Below are 23,637 nucleotides of genomic sequence, written 5' to 3' on the forward strand. Positions count from 1 at the left end.
CATGGACCTGCCATCCATTCAGGCCAACGGCGCCGAATACATTCCAGCATTTCTCACCAGCCTGGCGATCGGGCTGCTGATCGGGCTGGAGCGCGAGCGCAACCCCAGCGCCAAGGCCGGGCTGCGCACCTTCGCGCTGGTCGCGCTGGCAGGCACCCTGGCGGCGATGCTTTCCCAGGTCACGCAGTCGCCCTGGGTGCTGGCACTGGGGCTGTTTACGGTCGGACTGGTCATCGTCGGCGCCTACTTTGCCCCGCGCTCCCCTGACGAAGACCCCGGCACCACCACCTCGGCGGCGCTGCTGGTGTGCTATCTGCTCGGCGCCATGGTGTGGTTCGGCGCCCAGACGCCGGCGCTGATGCTGGCCATCGTGGTCGCCATCCTGCTCTATTTCAAACCGGAATTGCGCGGCTGGAGCCAGAACCTGTCGCGCCGCGACCTGATCTCCATCTTCCAGTTCGCGGTGCTGACTTTCATCATCCTGCCGATTCTGCCGGACCACAACTACGGCCCTTACAACACGCTCAACCCGCACCAGACCTGGCTCATGGTGGTGCTGATTTCCGGCTTGAGCCTGGCCGGCTACGTCGCCCTGCGCATCGTCGGGCAGAGGTACGGCGCACCGATTCTCGGCTTGCTCGGCGGACTGGTGTCGAGCACGGCCACCAGCATGGTTTACGCGCGGCACGGCAAGAACCAGGACATGCTGCAACTGGCCGTGGTTGTCATCCTGATCGCCAACCTGGTGGTGTTCGTGCGCCTGGCGGCGGAGGGCCTTGCGGTCTCGCCCAAGTCCCTGCCTTTCCTGCTCCCGGTATTGGCCAGCGGATTGGTGTTCGGGCTGCTGGGCACGGCCCTGCTGTGGCATAAACTGGCAAAGTCTGCCGAACTGCTGCCGATTCCGGAAATCACCAACCCCACCGAGATTCGCACGGCGCTCGGCTTCGGGCTGCTTTATGCCCTGGTGCTTTTTTTCTCCGCCTGGCTGTCGGAACTGGGCGGCAGCAAGGGTTTGTATACCGTGGCCGTGATTTCCGGGCTCACCGATGTCGATGCCATCACCCTTTCCAGCCTGCGCCTGTTCGAACTGGGCAAATTGCAGGCTTCCCAGGCGGTAATAGCCATTACCCTGGGCTTCCTGTCCAATCTGGGTTTCAAATTCGGGCTGATCGCCATGATCGGCGGCGCACCTCTGGCCAAACGATGCGCCATCGGCTTCGCCGCCATGGGACTGGGAATGGGGGTAGGACTGATATGGCTGCAATGAGCGCAAGCGAACTGGTCAAGGACATCGGCGGACTGGTTTCGCTGCCGGACGTCTATTTGCGCATCAACCGACTGGTGGACGACCCGGACAGCAGCAGCGCGGACATCGCCAAGGCCATCAGCCAGGACCCCTCCTTCACCGTGCGCCTGCTGCGTGTCGCCAATAGCGCCCTGTACGGCTTTTCTTCAACCATCGACACCGTCGCCAAGGCTGCGACCATCATCGGTACTACCCAGATACGCAGCCTGGCGCTATCCATGTCGGTGGCGCGCAGCTTCGCCGGTTTGCCCAACGATCTGGTTTCGATGGATAACTTCTGGCGTCACAGCCTGCTCTGCGCCTTGGCGGCACGCCACCTGGCCAAGGAAGCGCGCCGCTGCGACCCTGACGCCCTGTTCACCGCCGGGCTGCTGCACGACATCGGCGAACTGGTCATCTTCAACCGCCTGCCGGCACAGGCAAAGGAAGCGCTGGAGCTGGTGCTGGACAGCCAGGACGAAATTCCGGTTTATGCAGCCGAACGCCAGGTACTGGGGTTCGATCATGCCGAAGTCGGCGGTGAAATGGCGCGCGCGTGGAAGCTCCCGCCCCTGCTCGAAGAATGCATCGCCCATCACCACGCCATTTCCGATCCCAAGCGTTACCCCCGGGAAACATCGCTGATCCACATCGCCAACGTCATCGCACTGATGGCCGAGATCGACACGCTCGACCCTGCCGACGTCGCACCCATCGACCCGCTAGCCTGGGAAAATACAGGCCTGAGCAAGGAATCGGTCGAGCCGGCAATACGGGCCATACGGGCCGAAGTCGTCGAGGTCGAAAAGCTGTTTCTGGGCGATCAGTAAATCATGGCTCTCGCTCCACTCCTTACCCCTCCCCCGCCCAAACCCACCCTGCCCGGCTTCGAACACGTACGACGTTCCTGGAACGCCAACTACGAAGCCTACGCGGCGCGCATCCTGCCGGGCGAGTACTACGTCACCAAGAACGACGAGGGCGTTTACACCACATTAGGCTCATGCATTTCCGCCTGTATCCGCGACCGGGTGCTGGGGATCGGCGGCATGAACCACTTCATGCTGCCCAGCACCGACTCGTGCGAGGCGGGTGCATGGAAAGCCTCCAGCCAAAGCTCCGCCACGCGTTACGGCAACTACGCCATGGAACACCTGATCAACGAGATCATGCGTAACGGCGGCAAGCGCCAGAATCTGGAAGTAAAAGTTTTCGGTGGCGGGCGCATCCTGGAAAACATGACCGATGTGGGGGCGCGCAATATCGCCTTCGTGCGAGATTATCTCCACATGGAAGGCCTGCAGGTGGTTTCGGAAGATGTCGGCAGCATCTACCCGCGCATGGTGGTCTACTTCCCGGCCACTGGACGGGTAAGGGTGAAGCGGCTGCGCTCGCTGCACACCAACACCATCGTCAGCCAGGAAATCAGCTACATCGATACGCTCAAGAAGAAACCGATTACGGGCGATGTAGAGCTGTTCTAGGGCGTGTAAACCAATATCCGAAGCTGACCCCCGCTTTATGCGATCCAAAAGTCATAAACATCAAGCCGTCGACACGCACGTGCGGGCAAGCAAATTCCACCCGCGCAATCGCCATCAGGGCCGCTACGACTTCCCGCGCCTGATACAAACCGACCCGGAGTTAGGCAATTTCGTCCGCATCAACGCGCATGGCGAACAGGGCATCGATTTCGCCGATCCTGCGGCGGTCAAGGCGTTGAATCGCGCGCTGCTGAAAGACAGTTACGGCATTCAGGCCTGGGATATTCCGCCACGAAATCTGTGCCCGCCGGTTCCCGGGCGCGCCGATTATGTGCATTACCTGGCCGACTTGCTGGCTGGAAGCAACAGCGGCGTTATGCCCAAAAACAAGCTTATACAGGTGCTGGACATCGGCACGGGCGCAAATTGCATTTACCCCCTGATCGGGCAAAGCGAATACGGCTGGCGCTTCGTGGCGACGGACATCAATGCAGCCTCGCTGAAAAATGCCCAGGCTATTCTGGATGCCAATCCGGCGCTGGCACAGCAGATCACGCTACGTTTGCAGTCTTCGCCACAGGCGATTTTCAGCGGCGTCGTTTTCGACGATGAATGGTTTGACCTGACCCTGTGCAACCCGCCTTTTCATGCCTCCCTGGCCGAGGCCAGCGCAGGCACGCAACGCAAATGGAAAAACCTGGGCAAGCAAACAGCCAGGACGGCAGCCAATCCCGGCCTGAATTTCGGCGGTCAGGATGCGGAGCTCTGGTGCAGCGGCGGCGAGGAAGCCTTCATCAAGCGCATGATCGGCGAGAGCGCTCTGGTCCATACGCGCTGCTTCTGGTTCACTACCCTGGTGTCGAAATCGGCCAGCCTGCCCGGCATCTACGCCGCGCTGAAACGGGCTGGTGTACAGGAACACAAAACGATCACCATGAGCCAGGGGCAAAAACAAAGCCGCTTTGTGGCCTGGACCTTTTTGAACCCGGCACAACAAGCCGGCTGGCGTAAAGTGCGCTGGTAAGATCGGGTAAATGACGGACAAGAACTTGTCCATGACAGAGTTTGGTGCCTTGGAAGGGACTCGAACCCCCACGCCTCTCGGCGCCAGAACCTAAATCTGGTGCGTCTACCAATTCCGCCACCAAGGCACTAATTCGGGGAAGCTGCCAAACCGTTTGCGTTACCGATTCCGGCCCTTCCGCGAGGGGCGTAGTGTAAACTATCCGGCCTTCGGCTGCCACAAGGAACCTCTTATCAAGTCAAACGCGGATCGCGTTACATCGAAAACGGGCTTGAGCAAGGCGCGCGACGAAGGTCGTAGCCGAGTCTACGACGCCGAGGAGTGCAACGCGGCGCAAGCCCGTTTTCGATGTAACCCGGAGGGACGTTGTTTTGCGGGCGCCATGCGGCGGCGCGAGGCGCTGGTGCAGAATGACTGCACGGCGCACCTCACTTCTTGCCTGGCACCCGCAAAACCACGTCGCGACCGTGTTTGACTTAATCAGAGGTTCCCTTACGCGCAATGACGACCAAACACTACGAAAATTTCCCTGTCGCTTCCATATTGCTCCCTCGCAGGCTGCGCCACCCGGTCGGCCTGATTTATACGTTCGCCCGGCAAGCCGATGACTTTGCCGACGAGGGTGACCTGGAAGCGGCGCAGCGCCTTTCATTACTCGACGGGTTTCGCGCCGAGCTGGACCGCGTCAAGGAAGGAAAAACGCCCGAAACGCCGCTGTTTCAGGACCTGGCGCCGGTGATCGCGCAATACCGCCTGCCGCTCGACGCGTTCTACGACCTACTCGACGCATTTTCCCAGGATGTGGTGAAAAGCCGCTACGCCAGCTTCGGCGAGGTCATGGACTATTGCCGCCGTTCCGCCAACCCGGTGGGGCGCCTGCTGCTGCACCTGTACGGCGCCGCGGAACGGCGCAACCTGGCTTATTCCGACGCGATCTGCTCCAGCCTGCAGCTGATCAACTTCCTGCAGGACGTCTCCATCGACTATCGCAAGGATCGCATTTACTTCCCGCAGGACGAGATGGAAAAATACAAAATCACCGAAGCGCAGATCGCCCGCGGCGATACCAGCGGCCTGTGGGGCATGTTCATGCAGTTCCAGATCGAACGCGCGCGCAAAATGCTCCAGGCTGGTGCGCCGCTGGGCAAGATCCTGCCAGGGCGCATCGGACTGGAAATGCGCATGATCATCATGGGCGGCGAGTCCATCCTGCGCAAGCTGCACAAGAGCCGTGGCGACATGTTCAACCAGCGCCCGGTGCTCAAGGCCGGCGACTGGGCTTACATGCTTTACCGTTCAATACGAGCGAAATGATTTATTAAAAACTGGAACCGCAAAGGACGCAAAGGAACGCGAAGGGAAACAACTTGGATGATTTTGTGATGGGCGGGAAAATTATAAATATTGGGCCATGGTTTTACCTTGCGAACCTTTGCGTCCTTTACGGTGAAATGCCATTTTCAGGATAATTTACGAGCGAGATAATGACGCCTGACCAATATTGCCAGGACAAGGCCGCCAGCAGCGGCTCCAGCTTCTACAACAGCTTCCGCTTCCTGCCGCCGGAAAAGCGCCGCGCCATTACCGCGCTGTACGCTTTCTGCCGCGAGGTGGACGACGTGGTCGACGAATGCCACGAACCCACGGTGGCGCAGACCAAGCTGAACTGGTGGCGCGGCGAGATCGCCGCCACCTTCGCCGGGACGCCCCAGCACCCGGTCGGCCGGGCGCTGCTGCCCGCCATCCGCGCCTTCGATCTGCCGCTGGAGCAATTCAACGAGATCATCGACGGCATGGAGATGGACCTGAAGCAGAACCGCTACGCCGACTTCAAGGCGCTGCAGCTCTACTGCTACCGCGTCGCCAGCGTGGTCGGCCAGCTTGCCGCCACCATTTTCGGTGCCAGCGACCGCAGGACCATGAAGTATGCCCACGACCTCGGCATGGCGTTCCAGCTCACCAACATCATCCGCGACGTGGGCGAAGATGCGCGGCGCAACCGCATCTACCTGCCGCAAGACGAACTGCTGCAGTTCGGCGTAAGCGAAGCGGACATTCTCGGCAGCAATGAAAGCGCCGAATTCCAGCGCCTCATGGCGTTCCAGATCGAACGCGCCAAGCATTTCTACGCCCAGGCCTTCGCCGCCCTGCCGCAAGCGGATCGCAAGTCACAGCGCCCCGGCCTGATCATGGCCGCCATCTACCGCACCCTGCTGGATGAAATCGAGGCCGACGGCTGCCACGTGCTGAAGCAGAAGATTTCCCTTCCGCCGCTGCGCAAGCTGTGGATCGCCTGGCGCACATGGCTGAAAAGCTGAAGCGCGTCGCGGTCATCGGCGGCGGCTATGCCGGCCTGGCCGCCGCCGTCACGCTGGCGCAGCAGAACATCCCCGTCACCCTGTTCGAAGCCGGCAAGACCCTGGGCGGCCGGGCGCGCGGCGTGGCTTATCGCGGCATCTCCATGGACAACGGGCAGCATATCCTGCTCGGCGCCTACCGCGAAACCCTGCGCCTGATGGCGCTGACCGGGGTAAGCCGCGATGCCGTGCAACGCCTGCCGCTGGCTCTCACGATTCCCGGTCACTTCGAACTCAGGACGCCCGCCCTGCCCGCCCCGCTCCACCTGGTGTTCGGCCTGCTGCTGGCGCAGGGGCTGCCGCTGGGCGAGCGCCTCGCTGCCATCCGCTTCGCCGTGGCGCTGCGCCTGCGCAATTTCCGCCTGGCACAGGACATGAGCGTGGCAAGCCTGCTGGCGCGCTATCGCCAGGATGGAAAAATCGGCCGCCTGCTATGGGAGCCTCTTTGTCTCGCGGCGCTCAATACCCCCATCGCGCAGGCATCGGCACAGGTATTTCTCAACGTGCTGCGCGACAGCTTCAGCCGCGCACGCAGCGACAGCGACGTGGTGTTGCCGCGGACGGATTTGACGTCGCTGTTTCCGCTGGCGGCAGCCGAGTTCATCGGCAAGCATGACGGCAAGGTCGTGACGGGGTGCAGAGTTCGCAGCATCGAACCGGACGAAGAAAATTTCAAACTCGGCTGGGAAGGCGGCAGTGAAACGTTCAGTCACGTCATCTGCGCCACTGCGCCGCAGCACGCCCTGCCGTTACTCGCCAGCCTGCCGTACACCGCGCCTGCGGCAAGGATGCTGACCGACTTCACCTACCAGCCCATCGCCTCGGTTTACCTGCAATATCCTCACGACACACGGCTGCCCGGTCCGATGCTGGGGCTGACGGGCGGATTTTCCCAGTGGGTGTTCGACCGCGGCTACACGCACGGCACACCCGGCTTGCTGGGGGTGGTGATCAGCGCGGAAGGAGAACATCAAGATTGGCCGGCGGAACAACTGGCCGGGAAGATTCATGAGGAGCTGCAGCAGCGTTTTTCCCTGCCCTCGCCGCTGTGGCACAAGGTGATTGTCGAGCGGCGCGCGACCTTTGCCTGCAGCGTTGGATTGGAGAGGCCGACGCAGTCATGCGGCCCGAACAATTTCTATCTGGCCGGAGACTACACTGCCGGGGACTACCCCGCCACCATCGAGGGCGCGGTGCGCAGCGGGGTCAAGTGCGCGGAACTGATTACCCGCAATGGGCAACGATAAAACGCTTCACCGCGTCGACGCTTGATTCCATGACCTCGAAGCGCTGCGGCCGCTTTTCCAGGTCTGCCAGCTCCGCCGGACGCTCCGGCTCGCAACCCAGCGCTTCGCGTATGGTTTCCTCGAACTTGGCGGGCAAGGCGGTTTCCAGGCAGATCATCGGGACGCCCGCTTCGCGGTGCTCCAGAGCGACTTTCACGCCATCGGCGGTATGCGTATCTATCATGGTGCCGTACTGCCGGTACACCTGGCGGATGGTGTCCAGACGATTGGCATGATTGCTGGAGCCGGATTCCATGCCGAAGTTCTTGACCTGGGCGAAATGCCCGGTCTTGGCGAGGTCGAAACTGCCGCCCGCGTCCACTTGCTGCCACAGTTCCTTGACCACCGCGGGGTCGCGCCCCACCAGGTCATAGACGAAGCGCTCGAAGTTGGAGGCCTTGGAAATATCCATCGACGGGCTGCTGGTATGCTTGGTCTCGGGGCGCGGACGGTATGCGCCGCTGCGGAAGAACTCGTCCAGCACGTCGTTCTCGTTGGTGGCGACGATCAGTTTGCGGACCGGCAGGCCCATCTGCCGGGCGATATGACCGGCGCAGACGTTGCCGAAATTGCCGGAGGGCACGGAGAAGGACACTTCCTCGTCATTGCTCTTCGTCACCGCGAAATAGGCCTTGAAGTAGTACACCACCTGCGCGGTGACGCGCGCCCAGTTGATCGAATTGACCGCGCCGATCTTGTATTTGGCCTTGAACTCGAGGTCGTTGGAAACAGCCTTGACGATGTCCTGGCAGTCGTCGAACACGCCTTTCACGGCGATGTTGAAGATGTTCCCTTCCTGCAGCGAATACATCTGCGCGGTCTGGAACGGGCTCATCTTGCCCAGCGGCGAGAGCATGAACACCTTGACGCGCTGCTTGCCCAGCATGGCGTATTCCGCCGCGCTGCCGGTGTCGCCCGAGGTAGCGCCGAGAATGTTGATTTCGGCGTTCTCCTGCTCCAGCACATACTCGAACAGGTTGCCGAGCAATTGCATCGCCACGTCCTTGAAGGCCAGCGTCGGGCCGTAGGACAGGCCGAGAATATGCAGGCCCGGCTCCAGCGTTTTCACCGGGGTGATGTCGTCGCTGCGGAAAATTTCCGCGGTATAGGTCTTGTCGACGATGGCCTTGAGGTCGGCGGCGGGAATGTCGTCGGCAAAGCGGCGGATCACCTCGAACGCCAGATCGCGGTAGTTCATGCCGCGCATCGCCGCAAGCTCTTCCTTGCTCAGCCTGGGATAGGCATCCGGAATGGTCAGCCCGCCGTCGGTGGCAAGACCGCCGAGCAGGATTTCGGTAAAGGTTTTGGGCGGCATGCCGCCGCGGGTGCTTAAATATTTCATGGTATTCATGCCTCGTAGGGTGGGCAAAGCGCAGCGTGCCCACCAATTCGCGTGGGCAGATGAATCCTGCCCACCCTACACATTTATCAAGCGTTGAGTTGTTCCAGACGGATGCGCGTCACCTTGTCGGCGATGGTCGGCAACGCCTCGATCTTGGCGATCGCCTGATTGATGGCCTTTTCCACGGTGAGGTGGGTGAGCAGGATGACATCAACCAGTTGCTCGCCTTCCGCCGGTTCCTTCTGCACCATGGCATCGATGGAAATACCCAGGTCGGCGAGGATGCGCGTCACGTCGGCTAGCACGCCCGGCTTATCGAACGCCTTGAGACGCAGGTAGTAGGAGGTATGGACGTCTTCGATCGACAGGATCGGCGCGTTGGACAGCGCATCGGGCTGGAACGCCAGATGCGGCACGCGGTTTTCCGGATCGGATGTCAGCATGCGCGTCACGTCCACCAGATCTGCCACCACGGCGGAAGCGGTCGGTTCGGCGCCGGCGCCGCGGCCATAGTACATGGTCGCGCCGACTGCATCGCCCTTCACCAGCACCGCGTTCATCACGCCTTCAACGTTGGCGATCAGGCGCGTGGCGGGGATCAGCGTGGGGTGCACGCGCAACTCGATGCCCTTGTCGGTGCGCTTGGTGATGCCCAGCAGCTTGATGCGGTAGCCCAGTTCCTCGGCGTAAGTGATGTCTTCCTTGGTGAGCTTGGAGATGCCTTCGGTATAGGCCTTGTCGAACTGCATCGGGATGCCGAAACCGATGGCGGACATGATCATCAGCTTGTGGGCAGCGTCCACGCCTTCGATGTCGAAAGTCGGGTCGGCTTCGGCGTAGCCGAGGTCCTGCGCCTGCTTGAGCACGGTGTCGAACGACAGTCCCTTGTCGCGCATTTCGGACAGGATGAAGTTGGTGGTGCCGTTGATGATGCCGGCGATCCATTCGATGCGGTTGGCCGACAGGCCTTCGCGCAGCGCCTTGATGACCGGAATGCCGCCGGCCACGGCGGCTTCGAACGCCACCATCACGCCCTTGTCCTGCGCCGCCTTGAAAATCTCGTTGCCGTGCACGGCCAGCAGCGCCTTGTTGGCGGTGACGACATGCTTGCCGTTGTTTATGGCTTGCAGCACCAGGTCCTTGGCCAGGGTATAGCCGCCGATCAGTTCGACCACGATATCGATGTCGGGGTTGTTCACCACGTCCAGCGGGTTGGTTGTGATGGCCAGCTCGTTGCCGGCGAACTTGCGCGCTTTTTCCAGATCGCGCACGGCCGCCATGGTGACGCGGATTTCACGACCGGCGCGGCGGGTGATTTCGCCGGCGTTGCGGCGCAATACGGTGAGCGTGCCGCCGCCGACAGTGCCGAGGCCTAACAGTCCTACATTGATGGGTTTCATGTGCGTTATTAATTCCATAACTAAATTTTAAGCCACAGAGATCACAGAGGACACAGAGCCAGCGAGGGGGTTCCCTCTGTGATCTCTGTGTCCTCTGTGGCTCTAATAATCAAGACCCATGACGCTTGCGGTACATTTCCAGGAAATGCGCGATGCGGCCGATGGCTTCCTGCAGGTCGTCCACATTCGGCAAAAACACCACGCGGAAGTGGTCCGGCGTCGGCCAGTTGAAGCCGCTGCCTTGCACCAGCAGCACTTTCTCTTCCAGCAGCAACTCCAGGATGAAATCCTGGTCGTTGTCGATCGGGTACATTTTCGGATCGAGGCGCGGGAACAAATACATCGCGCCTTGCGGTTTGGTGCAGGTGACGCCGGGAATGTCGGTCAGCATCGCGTGCGCCAGGTCGCGCTGGCGGCACAGGCGGCCGGTCGGCGCGACCAGGTCGTCGATGCTTTGATAACCGCCCAGCGCGGTCTGAATCGCATACTGGGCGGGTGCGTTGGAGCACAGACGCATCGAGGCCAGCATGGTGAGGCCCTCGGTATAGTCCTTGGCGTGGCGCTTCTCGCCCGACACCACCAGCCAGCCGGCGCGGTAGCCTGCGGCGCGGTAATTCTTGGACAGGCCGTTGAAGGTGACGAACAGCACGTCGTCCGCCAGCGAGGCGATGGAAGTGTGTTGCGCGCCGTCGTACAGCACCTTGTCGTAAATTTCGTCAGCGTAAATGATCAGCTGGTGCTGGCGCGCGATTTCCACCACTTCCTGCAGCAATTCCACCGGGTACAGCGCACCGGTCGGATTATTGGGATTGATCAGCACGATGGCGCGGGTATTGGGTGTGATCTTGCCGCGAATATCGTCAAGGTCGGGGAACCAGCCGGCCTGCTCGTCGCAGATATAGTGGCGCGGCGTGCCGCCCGCCAGCGTCACGGCAGCGGTCCACAGCGGATAATCCGGCGCCGGGACCAGCACTTCGTCGCCGGTGTTGAGCAAAGCCTGCATCGCCATCACGATCAGCTCGGACACGCCGTTGCCGATGTAGATGTCTTCCATCTGCACGTCGCGGATGTTCTTCTGCTGGGTGTAGTGCATCACCGCCTTGCGCGCGGAAAACAGGCCCTTTGAGTCGGTATAGCCGGAAGCGTTGGGCAGGTTGATGATGACGTCGTGAACAATCTCTTCCGGCGTTTCGAAGCCGAACTGCGCGGGATTGCCGATATTCAGCTTGATGATGCGGTGGCCGTCCTCTTCCATCTGCCGCGCGCGCGCCAGCACCGGGCCACGGATGTCGTAGCAGACATTGTTGAGCTTGGTGGATTTGAGTATGGGCTGCACGGCTGGGTCCTTGTTTCTCTTCCGGGGTTCGCGACACGGAATGTGCTTCGAGCCAAAAAGGCTATAATCTTACAAGACCGCGCCCCTCCCCGCAATTGGAACACAAGGAACCTCTGATTAAGTCAAACACGGATCGCGTTACATCGAAAACGGGCTTGAGTAAGGCGCGCGACGAAGGTCGTAGTGAGCCTACGATGCCAAGGAGTGCGACGCGGCTCAAGCCCGTTTTCGATGTAACCCGGAGGGACGGGATATTGCGGGCACCAGGCGGTGTCGCGAGCCGCTGCTGCAGATCACTGCACGGCGCGACTCGCTTCTTGCCTGGCATCCCGCAGTACCCCGTCGCGACCGCGTTTGACTTGATCAGAGGTTCCCTATGAAACTGCACCTGCAGACCGCTACTGGTACATACCTTTTTACTTCCTACGGCACGGACCATGTCGCCGTCAATGGCGTACGCCACGAACACAGCCTGATCGTGATGCCCGAACAGATCATCAAGGATTGGCAACCGGCGGAACCGAAGCTGCTGACAGCCGAGCATTTTTCCGCCCTGGCAAGCCTGGAACTGGAAATCCTGCTGCTCGGTACCGGCTCGAAATTGTGCTTCCCTTCCCCGCGCCTGATTCAGGCCATGGCGCAACAAGGTATCGGGCTGGAAGCGATGGATACGTTCGCCGCCTGCCGCACCTACAATATTCTTGCGGGGGAAGGCAGGAAGGTTGCCGCGGCGCTGATGCTTTAGCTATCAGCTATCAGCTATCAGCTATCAGCTATCAGCTATCAGCTATCAGCTATCAGCAAGAGCAGAACCGGTTTGGCTGACTGCTGACTGCTGACTGCTGACTGCTGACTGCTGACTGCTGACTGCTGACTGCTGACTGCTGACTGCTGACTGCTGACTGCTGACTGCTGACTGCTGACTATGGAAGAATGTCGCGAAAATCCCTGATCGCCGCAAAATCCCCCACATCCTTGTCCGGCAGGCGCGTATCGGGCCGGTACACGGCCAGCAGGTGCGCGATGCCGTAATCCCGCGCCGAGCGCAGCACCGGCAGGCTGTCATCCACCAGCAAGGTGCTCTGCGGCGCAAACGCTTCGACGGCCTGCAGCTTGTGCCAGAACTCGGGATGCTCCTTGGGCACGCCGATGTCGTGGGCGCAAACCACGGCGTCGAAATAGCCGCTCAGACGGGTTCTCTCCATTTTCAGCGCCAGGCTTTTGTGGTGGGCGTTGGTGACCAGCACGACTCTCTTTCCCGTTCCGCGCAATGCTGCCAGAAAGTCCACCACGTGGGGATGCACCGCGATGAGATGCGACACTTCTTCCTTCAGGCGGGCGATGTCCAGCTGCAGTTCGCGGCTCCAGTAGTCCACGCAGTACCAGTTCATGGTCCCTGCCACCTTGTCGTAGCGCGGGGCAAGCTCCTCCCTGGCGGCCTCATGGCTCAGGCCGCGTTGCTCGGCATAACGTTGCGGCACGTGCGTCAGCCAGAAGTGGTTATCGAAATGGAGGTCGAGCAAAGTCCCATCCATGTCCAAGAAAACGCTGTGTATGCCGGACCAGTCAATCATGTCACATCACCTCCAGGCGTTCATTCTTCGTGTCAAGGGCAAGGTCGACAGCAGCGAGAAACTGATCCTGATTCAGCGGCTTCGCGAGGTAATTGCAGAAACCCGCTTTCAGGGATTTCTCGACCTGCTCAGCGGAGGCATCCGCTCCCATCGCGATCACCGGAACATCGCGCAAGCTATCGAATTCGCGCATCAGTTCCAAAGCATCGAAGCCGTCGAGGCCGGGTAAGTTCAAGTCCATCAGAATCAGATCCGGGGATTCGGACAATGCCATTCCCAGCGCCTGCTCTGCGCTGGTGGTGCAAGTCAGTAGAAGCTCAGGGCGGTGGCTCCTGATGAAACCATTTACCAGTTCGGCATTGGCCCGACCTTCTTCCACATAAAGCACGCGATGCGTCTGAGTTGTATCTCCGGAGTCAATTTCATCGCCCCCTTCACCCGCCATTTGGCTGTGCGATATCTCGTCATTACCGGGAAACACCTCTGGTATGTCGAGCCAGAAAGTAGTGCCCTGACCAACCTCGCTGATGACGCCCACACTCCCTCCCATCAATTCCGCAAGCCTCTTGACCACCGCCAGGCCTACGCCGGTGCCTTGCACATCGGTACCATCCGCTTCGAGGCGATTGAACGGCTGGAATAGCTCAGCCAGTTTGCTCTCCGGAATGCCTGGACCGGTGTCGCTCACGCTTACCCGTAACACGCCTCCTGGCATTTGTTCGCATTTCAGGTAAATTTCCCCGCCTTCGCGGTTGTATTTCACAGCATTGGAAAGGTAGTTGAGGATGACCTGTTTAAGGCGGGTGTGATCGGCACGAACATGATGGGCGATGCAGGGCGTAATCTCGTCGTTCACCTGTATATGGCGTTCTGCAGCCAGCGGCATGAACAGACCGATGCATTCCCGCACCACTTCGGCCAGCAACAGGTCAGCCATTTGCATCTGCATCTTGCCGGCTTCGATGCGAGACAGGTCGAGCACTTCATTCACCAGTTCCAGCAAATGCCACCCGGCTTTGGTGATCTGCTCGACGTTTTCCAACTGGGAAATAGTCAGCGGCTCTTCCACATCGCTTTCCAGCAACTGTCCAAAACCGAGAATCGCGTTCAATGGCGTGCGCAACTCATGACTCATGCGCGAGAGGAACTCCGACTTGGCACGGTTGGCTGTTTCCGCCGCGTCTTTGGCACGCATCAGTTCCGTTTCGGTCTGTTTGCGCGCCGTGATGTCGGTGCGTATGGAAACGTACTGGTAGGGTGAACCGAGTGCATCCATAAACGGCACGATAGTGGTTGCCACCCAATAAATGTCACCGCCCTTTTTGCGGTTACAGACTTCTCCGTGCCAGACTTTTCCCGACACGATCGTGGTCCACATTTCCTGGAAAAACGTGCGGTCGTGAAAGCCGGAATTGAGTATGCGGTGGTTCTGGCCCAGCAACTCTTCCCGTCCGTACTGGCTGATTTCACAGAACTTGTCGTTGGCGTATGTAATATTGCCCTGAGGATCGGCAATGGCAACGATGGAGTGTTGATCGAGGGCGAATTTCTGGCTTATCAATTCAGCGGTAGTCTGCTCAAGGTCGTGGGCGTGGCGCGCCAGTGCTACTTCGAACTGCTCGCGCTCTGTGAGATGCTGCTTGAGCTTCTGATTCGCGTGGGTCAGTTCTTCCGTGCGCGCCGCGACGATCTGTTCCAGGGTTTCGTTGCTGCGCCCCAGTTCGGTGTAGCTACGGTTGAGCTCCAGAGCCATGGCATGAAAATTTTGCAACAGTGCATCGATTTCCTGAATCGGGCTCGAATCGAGTCTGATCTCCTCGTCCCCCAGCAACCTGGCCTTGATATTGGCAGTGGCTTCCGCCAGTTTTTCCAGCGGCACTACCATGCGCCTGCTGAACATTGCCCCGAACAGGAAGGCCAGCATAATTCCGACCCACATCATCGCCATATTATTTATCAGGCGCTGTTGCAGTGCCTGATAATGAGGAAATGCCGGCATTTCAATATAGAGCGTCCAACCAGCCTCCGGCCCAACTTTCATTTCCTTGGTCAAATGGGCATTGCGTTCTTGTACAAAAGTCATGCTTTCGTCCGCGGACCGGACGAACCATGCGCCAAAGAGCGGGGCAAAGTAATCATGCACCGGCGGCATGATTTCCATGGGCAACAGCTTATTGCGAGTAGTGGCGATCACACGGCGCTCACGGCTGAGCAAGGTAATCTCCACGCCACTCGCATGAGCATGCGTTTCCAGCAGTTTTATAATTTCAGTCATTCGCGCCACTACCGTGACATGGCCGTCCTGCTCACTTCCACCTGACGTGGCTGCTGTCTTCAGGGCAACACTAATGCCCAACATCGGTTGGTGACTTGCTTTGTCCATGAATACAGGGGAAAAATCCGGTTGCAATATGCTTCTCGGCGCATGAACTCCCAGCTGACCAAACAGACCCTCGCCCCTTCCCGCGCCATGGGGCGCACGGGCAAGCACCACACCGTCGTCATTGCTTACCTGCATGGCCGCCACATCACCCTCCAATGACATGCTCCGGTCGAGCATTCGTTGCAGTTGAGGTGACGACAACGTTTCGGCCGAAATGGCAATGAAATGTGCCAATCGAACACGTTGTTCACGCCATTCGGACACATCCCCGCCGATGTCTTTCGAAATATCATCCAGATGATGCCGTATAGTCGACTCAAGGCGCTTCATTTCATCCTCCCGGTTGAGCAGGATGATTAAAAAAACACAAAAAATCAGGACAGATGCCAGCAGGTTGGTCGCGATGCGATACAGCGGAATCCGTTCCGTTATATCCGTCATACCGACCCAGCGTCGCAGCGGCAGAAAATCGAGGATCAGGCTTGCCACCAGTGCATTGAAAATACCATTAAACCCTTGAATCATTGCATAATAAGATGCTCCGGAGAAATCACTGTGGTGCAGCCAGACCGCTGCGCCCCATAGCAAGGGCATCCCAAGAGCCAGCCAGAAAGCCCCATCGATCAGGGCCAGGTTTCTGCCTTTGCCGCGCAATGCCAGCCCGACTACTACAGGCTCCAGTAGCATCAACGCAATGGTAAAAGAAGGCGCCGATTCAAACGCCAGAAAACCCGCTGCTGCTGCTGCAACTGCCCAGCCCATGCCAAACAGGCGCAAGGCAAGGAGCGTGACAATACTGCCAAATGCAAAACTGGCACCGATAAAGAGGTGGAGATGGTAGTAGCTGGCGGCATAGGCCAAGAAGACCAAGGCCAGGCGAGCCGCCATGAAACGCGATGCGAATGTACTAAAAGAGGGGGTGAGCAATGTAACCCTTCATGAGGAACCGAATCGACCGTTTCAAAGGCTTCTGGGCCTGCTTACTTAAATAACACAATGGATGTTCCTGCCCCTTAGGTAGCTAAGATATTGCCTGAACTTGATGACTAGTGCAGCATCCTTGTTTTTACCACGGCAATTGTTCGGCTTCTAAGCATATTCCTGATATATTATTGAGGTTTTAGGAACTGGTCTAGATTCTGGATTTGATTGAATCAAATTAATCGGACATCAAGATCGCATCCAAATTTTGTCATAATCCATACAATAAATAAAAGACAAAATCGCCCGGAACTACACCGTAAATATTTCTGATATATAAAGTTATTGCGAAATTCGCAATTTTGGCTTGTACTGTTACTTAGAGCCAAAAAGGAATCAAAACAAAGTGAATTCAAGCTCAAAGCCTTATTTTTTCATCAAAGCCATGATTGCCGGCATCATCTTGGGGCTGCTTGCTGTGGTCATGGAGTGGTTGTTCGGCAACCTCGGCGATTATTCGCATATTGTTGAAAATCTGGTACATCTGTCGCTGATCGGATGTGTCTATTTTGGCTGGGCGCTGATATTCAAAATCACGCTCGACAAGTCTGCGCGCCGGGAAGAAGCCAGGTGGGCAGAGACCGATGCGAACCTCAAGTCCCTCACCCACAAAACCCAAACCCTTTTCACACAACTCAACGACCAGACCACCGAACAAATTTCCGGCATCAAGCAGGAAATCAAGCAGACCCAGGACATCCTCACCGATGCAATAAGCAAGCTGGTAAACAGCTTCACCGGGATGGAATCCCACACGCGCGAGCAGCAGCGCCTCGCCCTCGAGCTCACCGCAAGCGATGATAAACATCACAACGGCGCCATGTCCCAGCAGGCCAGTTTCGAAGATTTCATCAATGAAACCTCCCAGACCCTTTCCACTTTCGTGGAAACCACGGTGGAAACCAGCAAGATCGGCATGTCCCTGGTGGAGATGATGGACAACATCAAGAGCGACGTTGACAAAATCATGGGGGCACTCGATGAAATCCAGGGCATTTCGCAACAAACCAACCTGCTCGCGCTCAATGCTGCCATCGAAGCCGCTCGCGCTGGCGAGGCGGGACGCGGTTTTGCCGTGGTGGCCGACGAGGTGCGCAAACTTTCGAGTCGCTCAAACAGTTTCAGCAGCCTGATCGGTGAGAGCATGAGAACCGTCAACATCTCGGTAACGGATGCGGAAAAAGCCATTAACGCAATGGCGTCCAAGGACATGAACTTTGCCCTCCAATCCAAAACACGCGTACAGGGAATGATGCTTGAGATCTCCGGCATCAACAACAAGATGTCGTCAACCGCGGAACAGCTTTCTGCCATTTCGCGGGAAGTGGATCAGGATGTGCGCGTGGCGATAACTTCGCTGCAATTTCAGGACTTGTCCACGCAACTCCTTTCCCATATTCAGGGTCGAGTGGAGGCAATCGAGGCAATGCTCGGGAGCCTGGCTTCGATTTCGGTAAGCGAAAACGGGGCGATCGTCGACCCGGCGGATGATTCCAGTCAACGCCTTGAGCGCTTTCAGCAGGCGATTGACGAGGCGACCGAAACGATCAGGCAATTGAAGCACAATCCTGTGACGCAAGAGCAGATGGCGGCTGGCGATATCGAACTGTTCTAATTCGAACGGCAGGTTTCCAGAATATATTTTACAAAAAGGACGGAGCATTTTTCATGGCTAAAACAATTCTTGCGGTGGACGATTCGGCCTCCATCCGGCAAATGGTCTCCTTCACTCTGAAGAGCGCCGGTTATGAAATCACCGAAGCGGTGGATGGGCAGGACGGGCTTAACAAGGCCAAGAGCAAGTCTTTCAACCTGATCCTCACCGACCAGAACATGCCCAATATGGACGGTCTCTCCCTGATCAAGAACCTGCGCGCCATGCCGAACTACAAAACGGTTCCGATCCTGATGCTCACCACCGAATCGGGCGACACCATGAAAATGCAGGGCAAGGCGGCCGGCGCTACCGGCTGGCTGGTCAAGCCTTTCGATCCGGCAAAACTGGTTGAAGTGGTTAAAAAAGTCATCGGTTAAGACTCGGGAGGGGTGAGAAGGTGAGGGGTGAGGCGGAAATTCAAAACCGCAAGGGTCTTGCCCGCCAAGGGCCCGCCCGTTCCGGGCGACCTTGGCGTCAAAAACACGCGCTGAACCAGGTTTTACCCCTTACGCCCCACACCTAACGCCAACGGAATCATCATGACTATCGACATGAGCCAGTTTTACCAGGTGTTCTTCGACGAAACCGCGGAGCATCTGGCGCAAATGGAAAGCCTGCTGGTCGGGCTGGACATCAGCTCTCCCAATCTCGACGACCTCAACGCCATTTTTCGGGCCGCCCACTCCATCAAGGGCGGCAGCGGCACTTTCGGCTTTACGGACATGACCGAAGTGACGCACATTCTGGAAAATCTGCTCGATCGACTGCGCAAGGAAGAAATCCCCTTGCGCGACGAAATGGTGGATGCCTTCCTGCAAGCCGGAGACATTCTTAAAGCGCAGCTCGACGCACACCAGAATGGTGGAGATGTCGATCCGGAAACCATCCGGGAGGTGTGCGAACGCCTCAAGCGCCTGGCCGTCGGGGAAAGCGCGCCCGCCAGCCCCCCCACATCACCCGAATCGGCAGCGCTCGAGTTGCCGGGCTCAAGCCAGCACTTCGAAATCACTTACACACCCGACGCTGCAACCGCTACAGACCCGGACCGACTAAACAACCTTTACGCCGAGTTGGGCAGGCTCGGCCAACTGGAAATAATCGACACGGCCGGCGCAGAGAAAAAATTGCGCCTCGCCACAACGGCAGACGAAAACGAAATCCGCGATATATTTTCCTTCATCGCCGAGCCGGACCAGTTCGGTATCGTGGGCGAGGTTGCGCAAGCGCCCTCCTCCACAACCGAAGAAGATGACGGATACGGATTTTTCACCGATGATCTGCCGGCAGTTGAGGAAGCCGACCCGGGTTACGGTTTTTTTGCGCCGATGGATGAAATCCAGGCGCAAAAGGAAGAACAGCAGGGTTACGGCTTTTTCGATGAGCCTCCAGCACCCGAACCGGCAGCGAAAGTCGAGCCCAAGCCGGAAACCACGCCGCCTGCGGCGGCGAAATATGGCCGGCGCGAAAACGACAAAGTTGGCACCGTTGCATCCACAGCCGAGTCTTCCATCCGCGTAAGCGTGGAAAAAGTCGATCAGCTCATCAACCTGGTGGGCGAACTGGTCATCACCCAGGCCATGCTCGCACAGACGGCAAGCAAGGTGGATCCCGTCGTATTCGAGCAACTGCTCGATGGCATGGGCCAACTGGAACGAAATACCCGCGATCTGCAGGAATCGGTGATGTCGATCCGCATGATGCCGATCAGTTTCGTCTTCAGCCGTTTCCCCCGCGTGGTGCGGGAACTCGCCAACAAGCTGAACAAACAGGTGGAACTCAAAACCCTGGGAGAAGGCACCGAACTGGACAAGGGACTGATCGAAAAACTGGCCGACCCGCTGACCCACCTGATACGCAACAGCCTGGATCACGGCATTGAAGAGCCCGAGCAGCGCATCTCGCAGGGCAAGGACCCCAAAGGTACGATCACCCTGAGCGCAGCGCACCAGGGCGGCAACATCGTGATCGAAGTCAGCGACGATGGCGCGGGCCTCAACCGCGAGAAGATATTGGCCAAAGCAGCGGAAAAAGGCCTTCCTGTAGCCGACAATATAAGCGACCAGGACGTGTGGCAGCTTATTTTCGCGCCCGGATTCTCCACAGCAGCCGTGGTGACGGATGTTTCGGGTCGCGGCGTGGGCATGGATGTGGTGAAGCGCAACATCCACGAAATGGGCGGCCGCGTCGAGATCGGTTCCGCGCTCGGTGTGGGCACGCGCATGACCATCCGCCTGCCGCTTACCCTGGCGATTCTGGATGGCATGTCCATCGGTGTAGGTAACGAGGTCTACATCCTTCCGCTTACCTTCATTGTCGAGTCGCTACAGCCGGCCGCTGCCGATATCAAGACCGTCGCCGGCCAGGGGCGCGTGGTTCAGGTACGCGGAGAATATCTGCCACTGATCGCCCTGCATCAGGTTTTCAACATCACGCCCAAGATCAGCGAACCTCACAATGGCATCCTGGTACTGCTGGAAACGGAAGGCAAGAAAATCGCCCTGTTCGTGGATGAGCTGCTAGGACAACACCAGGTCGTGATCAAGAGCATGGAATCGAATTACCGCAAAGTACCAGGGGTTTCCGGCGCCACCATCATGGGCGACGGCAAAGTCGCGCTGATTCTCGATATCGGCGCGCTGGTTCACATCGCACAAAGCTAACCTCACTCAGGAGGCAACATGCAGGAAGAACAAAAAAGTAGCGGCAGCACCCAGGAATTGCTGACATTCACCCTGGGCGGAGAAGAATACGGGCTGGACATTCTAAAAGTGCAGGAAATCCGCGGCTACGATGCGGTAACCGCGATTGCCAACACGCCGGAATTCATCCGCGGCGTGATCAACCTGCGCGGCATCATCGTGCCTATCGTCGACATGCGCATCAAGTTCAACCTGGGCCACGCCGAATACAACGAATTGACCGTGGTCATCATCCTCAACGTCGCCGGCCGGGTGATCGGCATGGTGGTGGACGGCGTCTCGGACGTGATCAGTCTCAGCGCCGACCAGGTCAAACCGGCGCCGGAATTCGGTTCCGCCATCGACACCAAATACGTCATGGGACTCGGCACGGTGGACGACCGCATGCTGATCCTGGTGGACATCGAAAAACTAATGACCAGCCGCGATATGGAACTGGTCGAGTCGGTAAGCGAATAACAATCTCTAAGGGAAAAACATGTTCGGAAATCTAAGTATAAAAGCCAGGCTGGTATTCGTGATCAGCTTCCTTTCGGCCCTGGCGATCGTCATCGGCCTTCTCGGCCTGCGCGGCATGAGCCAATCGAATGCAGGCCTGAAAACAGTCTATGAAGACCGGCTGGTTCCTTCCAATCAGCTTGGCGTCATCAACAACCTGATGGCGGAAAACGTACGGCAAATACACCTGGCATCGATGCACGATCCGCGCCTGCCGGAAAGCAAGCTGCACGACCACCCGATCACCATGCACACCGACAAGATCAAGGACAACATCCAGAAAATCGGCGCGATCTGGAAGGAATACATGGCGACCTACCTCACGCCGGAAGAAAAGATACTGGCCGATGACTATGCGGAAAAACGCAAACAGTTCGTCCAGGAGGGGCTGCTTGGCGCAGCCGACTTGTTCATCAAGGGAGACTTCCCCGCCGGCAATACCCACCTGGTCAAGGTCGTGGGACCGACCTTCACCACGGCAAAAGACCTGGCCGAGAAGCTGCTCGACCTTCAGTTGCGCGTAGGCAAGGAAGAATTCGAGAAATCAAACGCGAACTTCACCGCCACCCGAAACCTCTCCATCGGTTCCATCGTCGCAGGCGTGTTGCTCGCGGCCCTGGTCGGTTTCCTGCTGATCCGCAACATCGGCCGCTCGCTCACCCAGGCGATGGAAGTGTCCGGCAGGATCGCCGAAGGCGATCTTGGCAGCCAGATCAAGGTGGAGACCCATGACGAAATCGGCCGCTTGCTGACCTTCATGGAAACCATGCAGAACGCGCTGAAACGAATTGTCGCCGACGTTCAACGCATCGTTGAAGCAGCAAACAAAGGCGATTTCAGCGTAAAGCTTGAAACGGCCTCGCACAAGGGGTTCGCGCAAGAGATCGCTGTCGGGCTCAACCAGCTTTCCGAGGTCACCAGCACCGGCCTCAACGACGTTACGCGGGTCGCCCAGGCACTCGCCCAGGGCGACCTGTCGCAGAAAATCACCAAGGAATACCCCGGCGTGTTCGGACAAACCAAGGCCGGCGTCAACAGCACCGTGGACTCGCTGACCAAGGTCGTTGCCGAGATCGACGCCATCGTCGCCGCTGCAGCCGACAAGGGCGACTTCAGCGTGAAGATGGACATGAGCGGCAAGCAGGGCTACACCAAGCGCCTTGCGGACCTGCTCAACCAGCTCTCCGATGTTACCGATACCGGCCTGCGCGACGTCATGAGGGTTGCTGGTGCGCTGGCACAGGGCGACCTGACCCAGACCATGACCAAGGACTATCCTGGCCTGTTCGGGCAGACCAAGGAAAGCGTCAACGCCACGGTCAACAACCTGCAGAGCCTGGTCACGCAAATCAAGGATGCGGTCGATTCCATCAACACCGCATCGAAGGAAATCGCTGCCGGCAACTCCGATCTGTCGCAACGGACTGAAGAACAGGCGTCCTCGCTGGAAGAAACCGCTTCCAGCATGGAAGAGCTGACTTCCACCGTGAAGCAGAACGCCGACAACTCCAAGCAGGCCAACCAGCTCGCCATCGGCGCATCCGAAGTGGCTATCAGGGGTGGCGGCGTAGTCAGCCAGGTGGTTGATACCATGTCCTCCATCAATGAATCCTCGCGCAAGATCGTGGACATCATTTCGGTGATCGACGGCATCGCCTTCCAGACCAATATCCTGGCGCTCAATGCGGCAGTCGAGGCCGCACGCGCCGGCGAGCAGGGCCGCGGTTTCGCGGTAGTGGCCGGCGAGGTGCGCAACTTGGCGCAGCGTTCCGCCGCTGCCGCCAAGGAAATCAAGACGCTGATCGGCGATTCCGTGGACAAAGTGGAGAACGGCTCGAAACTGGTGGCCAACGCCGGGCAGACGATGGACGAGATCGTCACCTCCATCAAGCGCGTGACCGATATCATGGCGGAAATCTCCGCGGCTTCCGCGGAACAGAGTTCGGGTATTGAACAGGTCAACCAGGCCGTCACCCAGATGGACGAAGTGACTCAGCAGAACGCAGCCCTGGTCGAGGAAGCCGCTGCCGCCTCGGAGCATCTGCAGGAACAGGCAGAAACACTAGCCACTTCGGTATCGGTATTCAAACTTGACGCTTCCACGAGCGCGCTTGCCCATTCGGGCACAAAACGCCTGGCGGCAACTTCCGCCGCCAGAACGGCTACGCCGGCAAAAGCGATTCGCCAAGCTGCAAGCAAACCGCAAACCCCGGCCAAGAGCAGTGCGGGTGATGACGAGTGGGAAGAGTTCTAAACTTCATGATGCCATCTTCGTTTGCCGAAGAAACGGGATGGTTTTTTATTCACTCAGCAGCTCCTCTAATTTAATTT

19 protein-coding genes and 1 tRNA gene are annotated in these 23,637 nt (G+C 58.5%); 14 read left to right on the top strand and 6 right to left on the bottom strand.

Features of this window, described 5'->3' with window-relative positions:
- Position 1 precedes the first annotated feature (1 nt).
- From SKTS_RS12360 to rlmF, 4 genes are all read left to right on the top strand, one after another.
- On the top strand, positions 2 to 1,267 hold the full coding sequence (locus tag SKTS_RS12360) for an MgtC/SapB family protein (protein ID WP_173065367.1): 1,266 nt from the start codon (positions 2 to 4) through the stop codon (positions 1,265 to 1,267).
- Complete coding sequence (locus SKTS_RS12365; RefSeq protein ID WP_198420359.1) at positions 1,264 to 2,115, top strand: HDOD domain-containing protein; 852 nt, start codon at positions 1,264 to 1,266, stop codon at positions 2,113 to 2,115. The genes SKTS_RS12360 and SKTS_RS12365 overlap by 4 nt, the downstream gene beginning before the upstream one ends.
- Positions 2,116 to 2,118: 3 nt before the next feature.
- A complete protein-coding gene (cheD, locus tag SKTS_RS12370) occupies positions 2,119 to 2,769 on the top strand; it encodes a chemoreceptor glutamine deamidase CheD (RefSeq protein ID WP_173065373.1) in 651 nt (216 codons plus the stop codon).
- A gap of 79 nt (positions 2,770 to 2,848) precedes the next feature.
- Positions 2,849 to 3,793, top strand: coding sequence for a 23S rRNA (adenine(1618)-N(6))-methyltransferase RlmF (gene rlmF, locus SKTS_RS12375; RefSeq protein WP_425315634.1), 945 nt, complete (start codon positions 2,849 to 2,851; stop codon positions 3,791 to 3,793).
- Positions 3,794 to 3,835: 42 nt separating this feature from the next.
- On the opposite strand, the gene SKTS_RS12380 is transcribed toward rlmF, so the two are convergent.
- A tRNA-Leu gene (locus SKTS_RS12380) sits at positions 3,836 to 3,920 on the bottom strand.
- Positions 3,921 to 4,064: 144 nt separating this feature from the next.
- Between SKTS_RS12380 and SKTS_RS12385 the strand changes: the two genes are divergently transcribed.
- From SKTS_RS12385 to hpnE, 4 genes are all read left to right on the top strand, one after another.
- Positions 4,065 to 4,268 (top strand): hypothetical protein, encoded by a 204-nt coding sequence (locus tag SKTS_RS12385; RefSeq protein WP_173065379.1) that lies wholly within the window; start codon positions 4,065 to 4,067, stop codon positions 4,266 to 4,268.
- A 26-nt stretch (positions 4,269 to 4,294) separates the two neighbouring features.
- Positions 4,295 to 5,107, top strand: a complete 813-nt coding sequence (gene hpnC / locus SKTS_RS12390) for a squalene synthase HpnC (RefSeq protein WP_173065382.1) — start codon at positions 4,295 to 4,297, stop codon at positions 5,105 to 5,107.
- 170 nt (positions 5,108 to 5,277) lie between these two features.
- Positions 5,278 to 6,111, top strand: a complete 834-nt coding sequence (gene hpnD, locus SKTS_RS12395) for a presqualene diphosphate synthase HpnD (protein WP_173065386.1) — start codon at positions 5,278 to 5,280, stop codon at positions 6,109 to 6,111.
- Positions 6,096 to 7,397 carry a hydroxysqualene dehydroxylase HpnE gene (gene hpnE, locus SKTS_RS12400; RefSeq protein ID WP_173065389.1) on the top strand — a complete coding sequence of 434 codons (1,302 nt, stop codon included), beginning with the start codon at positions 6,096 to 6,098 and terminating at the stop codon, positions 7,395 to 7,397. The genes hpnD and hpnE overlap by 16 nt, the downstream gene beginning before the upstream one ends.
- Here hpnE and thrC read toward each other — a convergent pair.
- From thrC to SKTS_RS12415, 3 genes are all read right to left on the bottom strand, one after another.
- The gene (thrC, locus tag SKTS_RS12405) at positions 7,375 to 8,778 is read right to left on the bottom strand and encodes a threonine synthase (protein WP_173065392.1); all 1,404 of its coding nucleotides are present in this window, start codon (positions 8,776 to 8,778) and stop codon (positions 7,375 to 7,377) included. The two genes, hpnE and thrC, sit on opposite strands and share 23 nt — an antisense overlap.
- A gap of 86 nt (positions 8,779 to 8,864) precedes the next feature.
- On the bottom strand, positions 8,865 to 10,178 hold the full coding sequence (locus SKTS_RS12410; protein WP_173065395.1) for a homoserine dehydrogenase: 1,314 nt from the start codon (positions 10,176 to 10,178) through the stop codon (positions 8,865 to 8,867).
- Between the two features lie 109 nt (positions 10,179 to 10,287).
- The gene (locus SKTS_RS12415) at positions 10,288 to 11,514 is read right to left on the bottom strand and encodes a pyridoxal phosphate-dependent aminotransferase (protein WP_173065398.1); all 1,227 of its coding nucleotides are present in this window, start codon (positions 11,512 to 11,514) and stop codon (positions 10,288 to 10,290) included.
- Between the two features lie 376 nt (positions 11,515 to 11,890).
- Between SKTS_RS12415 and SKTS_RS12420 the strand changes: the two genes are divergently transcribed.
- The gene (locus SKTS_RS12420) at positions 11,891 to 12,259 is read left to right on the top strand and encodes an Mth938-like domain-containing protein (protein ID WP_173065401.1); all 369 of its coding nucleotides are present in this window, start codon (positions 11,891 to 11,893) and stop codon (positions 12,257 to 12,259) included.
- 178 nt (positions 12,260 to 12,437) lie between these two features.
- Here SKTS_RS12420 and yrfG read toward each other — a convergent pair whose 3' ends face one another.
- Positions 12,438 to 13,088 (bottom strand): GMP/IMP nucleotidase, encoded by a 651-nt coding sequence (yrfG, locus tag SKTS_RS12425; RefSeq protein WP_173065404.1) that lies wholly within the window; start codon positions 13,086 to 13,088, stop codon positions 12,438 to 12,440.
- A 1-nt stretch (position 13,089) separates the two neighbouring features.
- Positions 13,090 to 16,359 (bottom strand): ATP-binding protein, encoded by a 3,270-nt coding sequence (locus SKTS_RS12430; RefSeq protein WP_173065407.1) that lies wholly within the window; start codon positions 16,357 to 16,359, stop codon positions 13,090 to 13,092.
- A 439-nt stretch (positions 16,360 to 16,798) separates the two neighbouring features.
- Between SKTS_RS12430 and SKTS_RS12435 the strand changes: the two genes are divergently transcribed.
- The 5 genes from SKTS_RS12435 to SKTS_RS12455 all read left to right on the top strand — a co-directional run bounded on the left by SKTS_RS12435 (position 16,799) and on the right by SKTS_RS12455 (position 23,560).
- A complete protein-coding gene (locus tag SKTS_RS12435; RefSeq protein ID WP_173065410.1) occupies positions 16,799 to 18,067 on the top strand; it encodes a methyl-accepting chemotaxis protein in 1,269 nt (422 codons plus the stop codon).
- A 53-nt stretch (positions 18,068 to 18,120) separates the two neighbouring features.
- A complete protein-coding gene (locus tag SKTS_RS12440) occupies positions 18,121 to 18,486 on the top strand; it encodes a response regulator (protein WP_173065413.1) in 366 nt (121 codons plus the stop codon).
- A gap of 162 nt (positions 18,487 to 18,648) precedes the next feature.
- Positions 18,649 to 20,769, top strand: a complete 2,121-nt coding sequence (gene cheA, locus SKTS_RS12445; protein ID WP_173065416.1) for a chemotaxis protein CheA — start codon at positions 18,649 to 18,651, stop codon at positions 20,767 to 20,769.
- Positions 20,770 to 20,787: 18 nt separating this feature from the next.
- A complete protein-coding gene (locus tag SKTS_RS12450) occupies positions 20,788 to 21,267 on the top strand; it encodes a chemotaxis protein CheW (protein ID WP_173065419.1) in 480 nt (159 codons plus the stop codon).
- A gap of 19 nt (positions 21,268 to 21,286) precedes the next feature.
- A complete protein-coding gene (locus SKTS_RS12455; RefSeq protein WP_280513667.1) occupies positions 21,287 to 23,560 on the top strand; it encodes a methyl-accepting chemotaxis protein in 2,274 nt (757 codons plus the stop codon).
- Positions 23,561 to 23,637: the final 77 nt, after the last annotated feature.

The sequence above is a fragment of the Sulfurimicrobium lacus genome (assembly GCF_011764585.1).
GTDB classification, from domain to species: domain Bacteria; phylum Pseudomonadota; class Gammaproteobacteria; order Burkholderiales; family Sulfuricellaceae; genus Sulfurimicrobium; species Sulfurimicrobium lacus.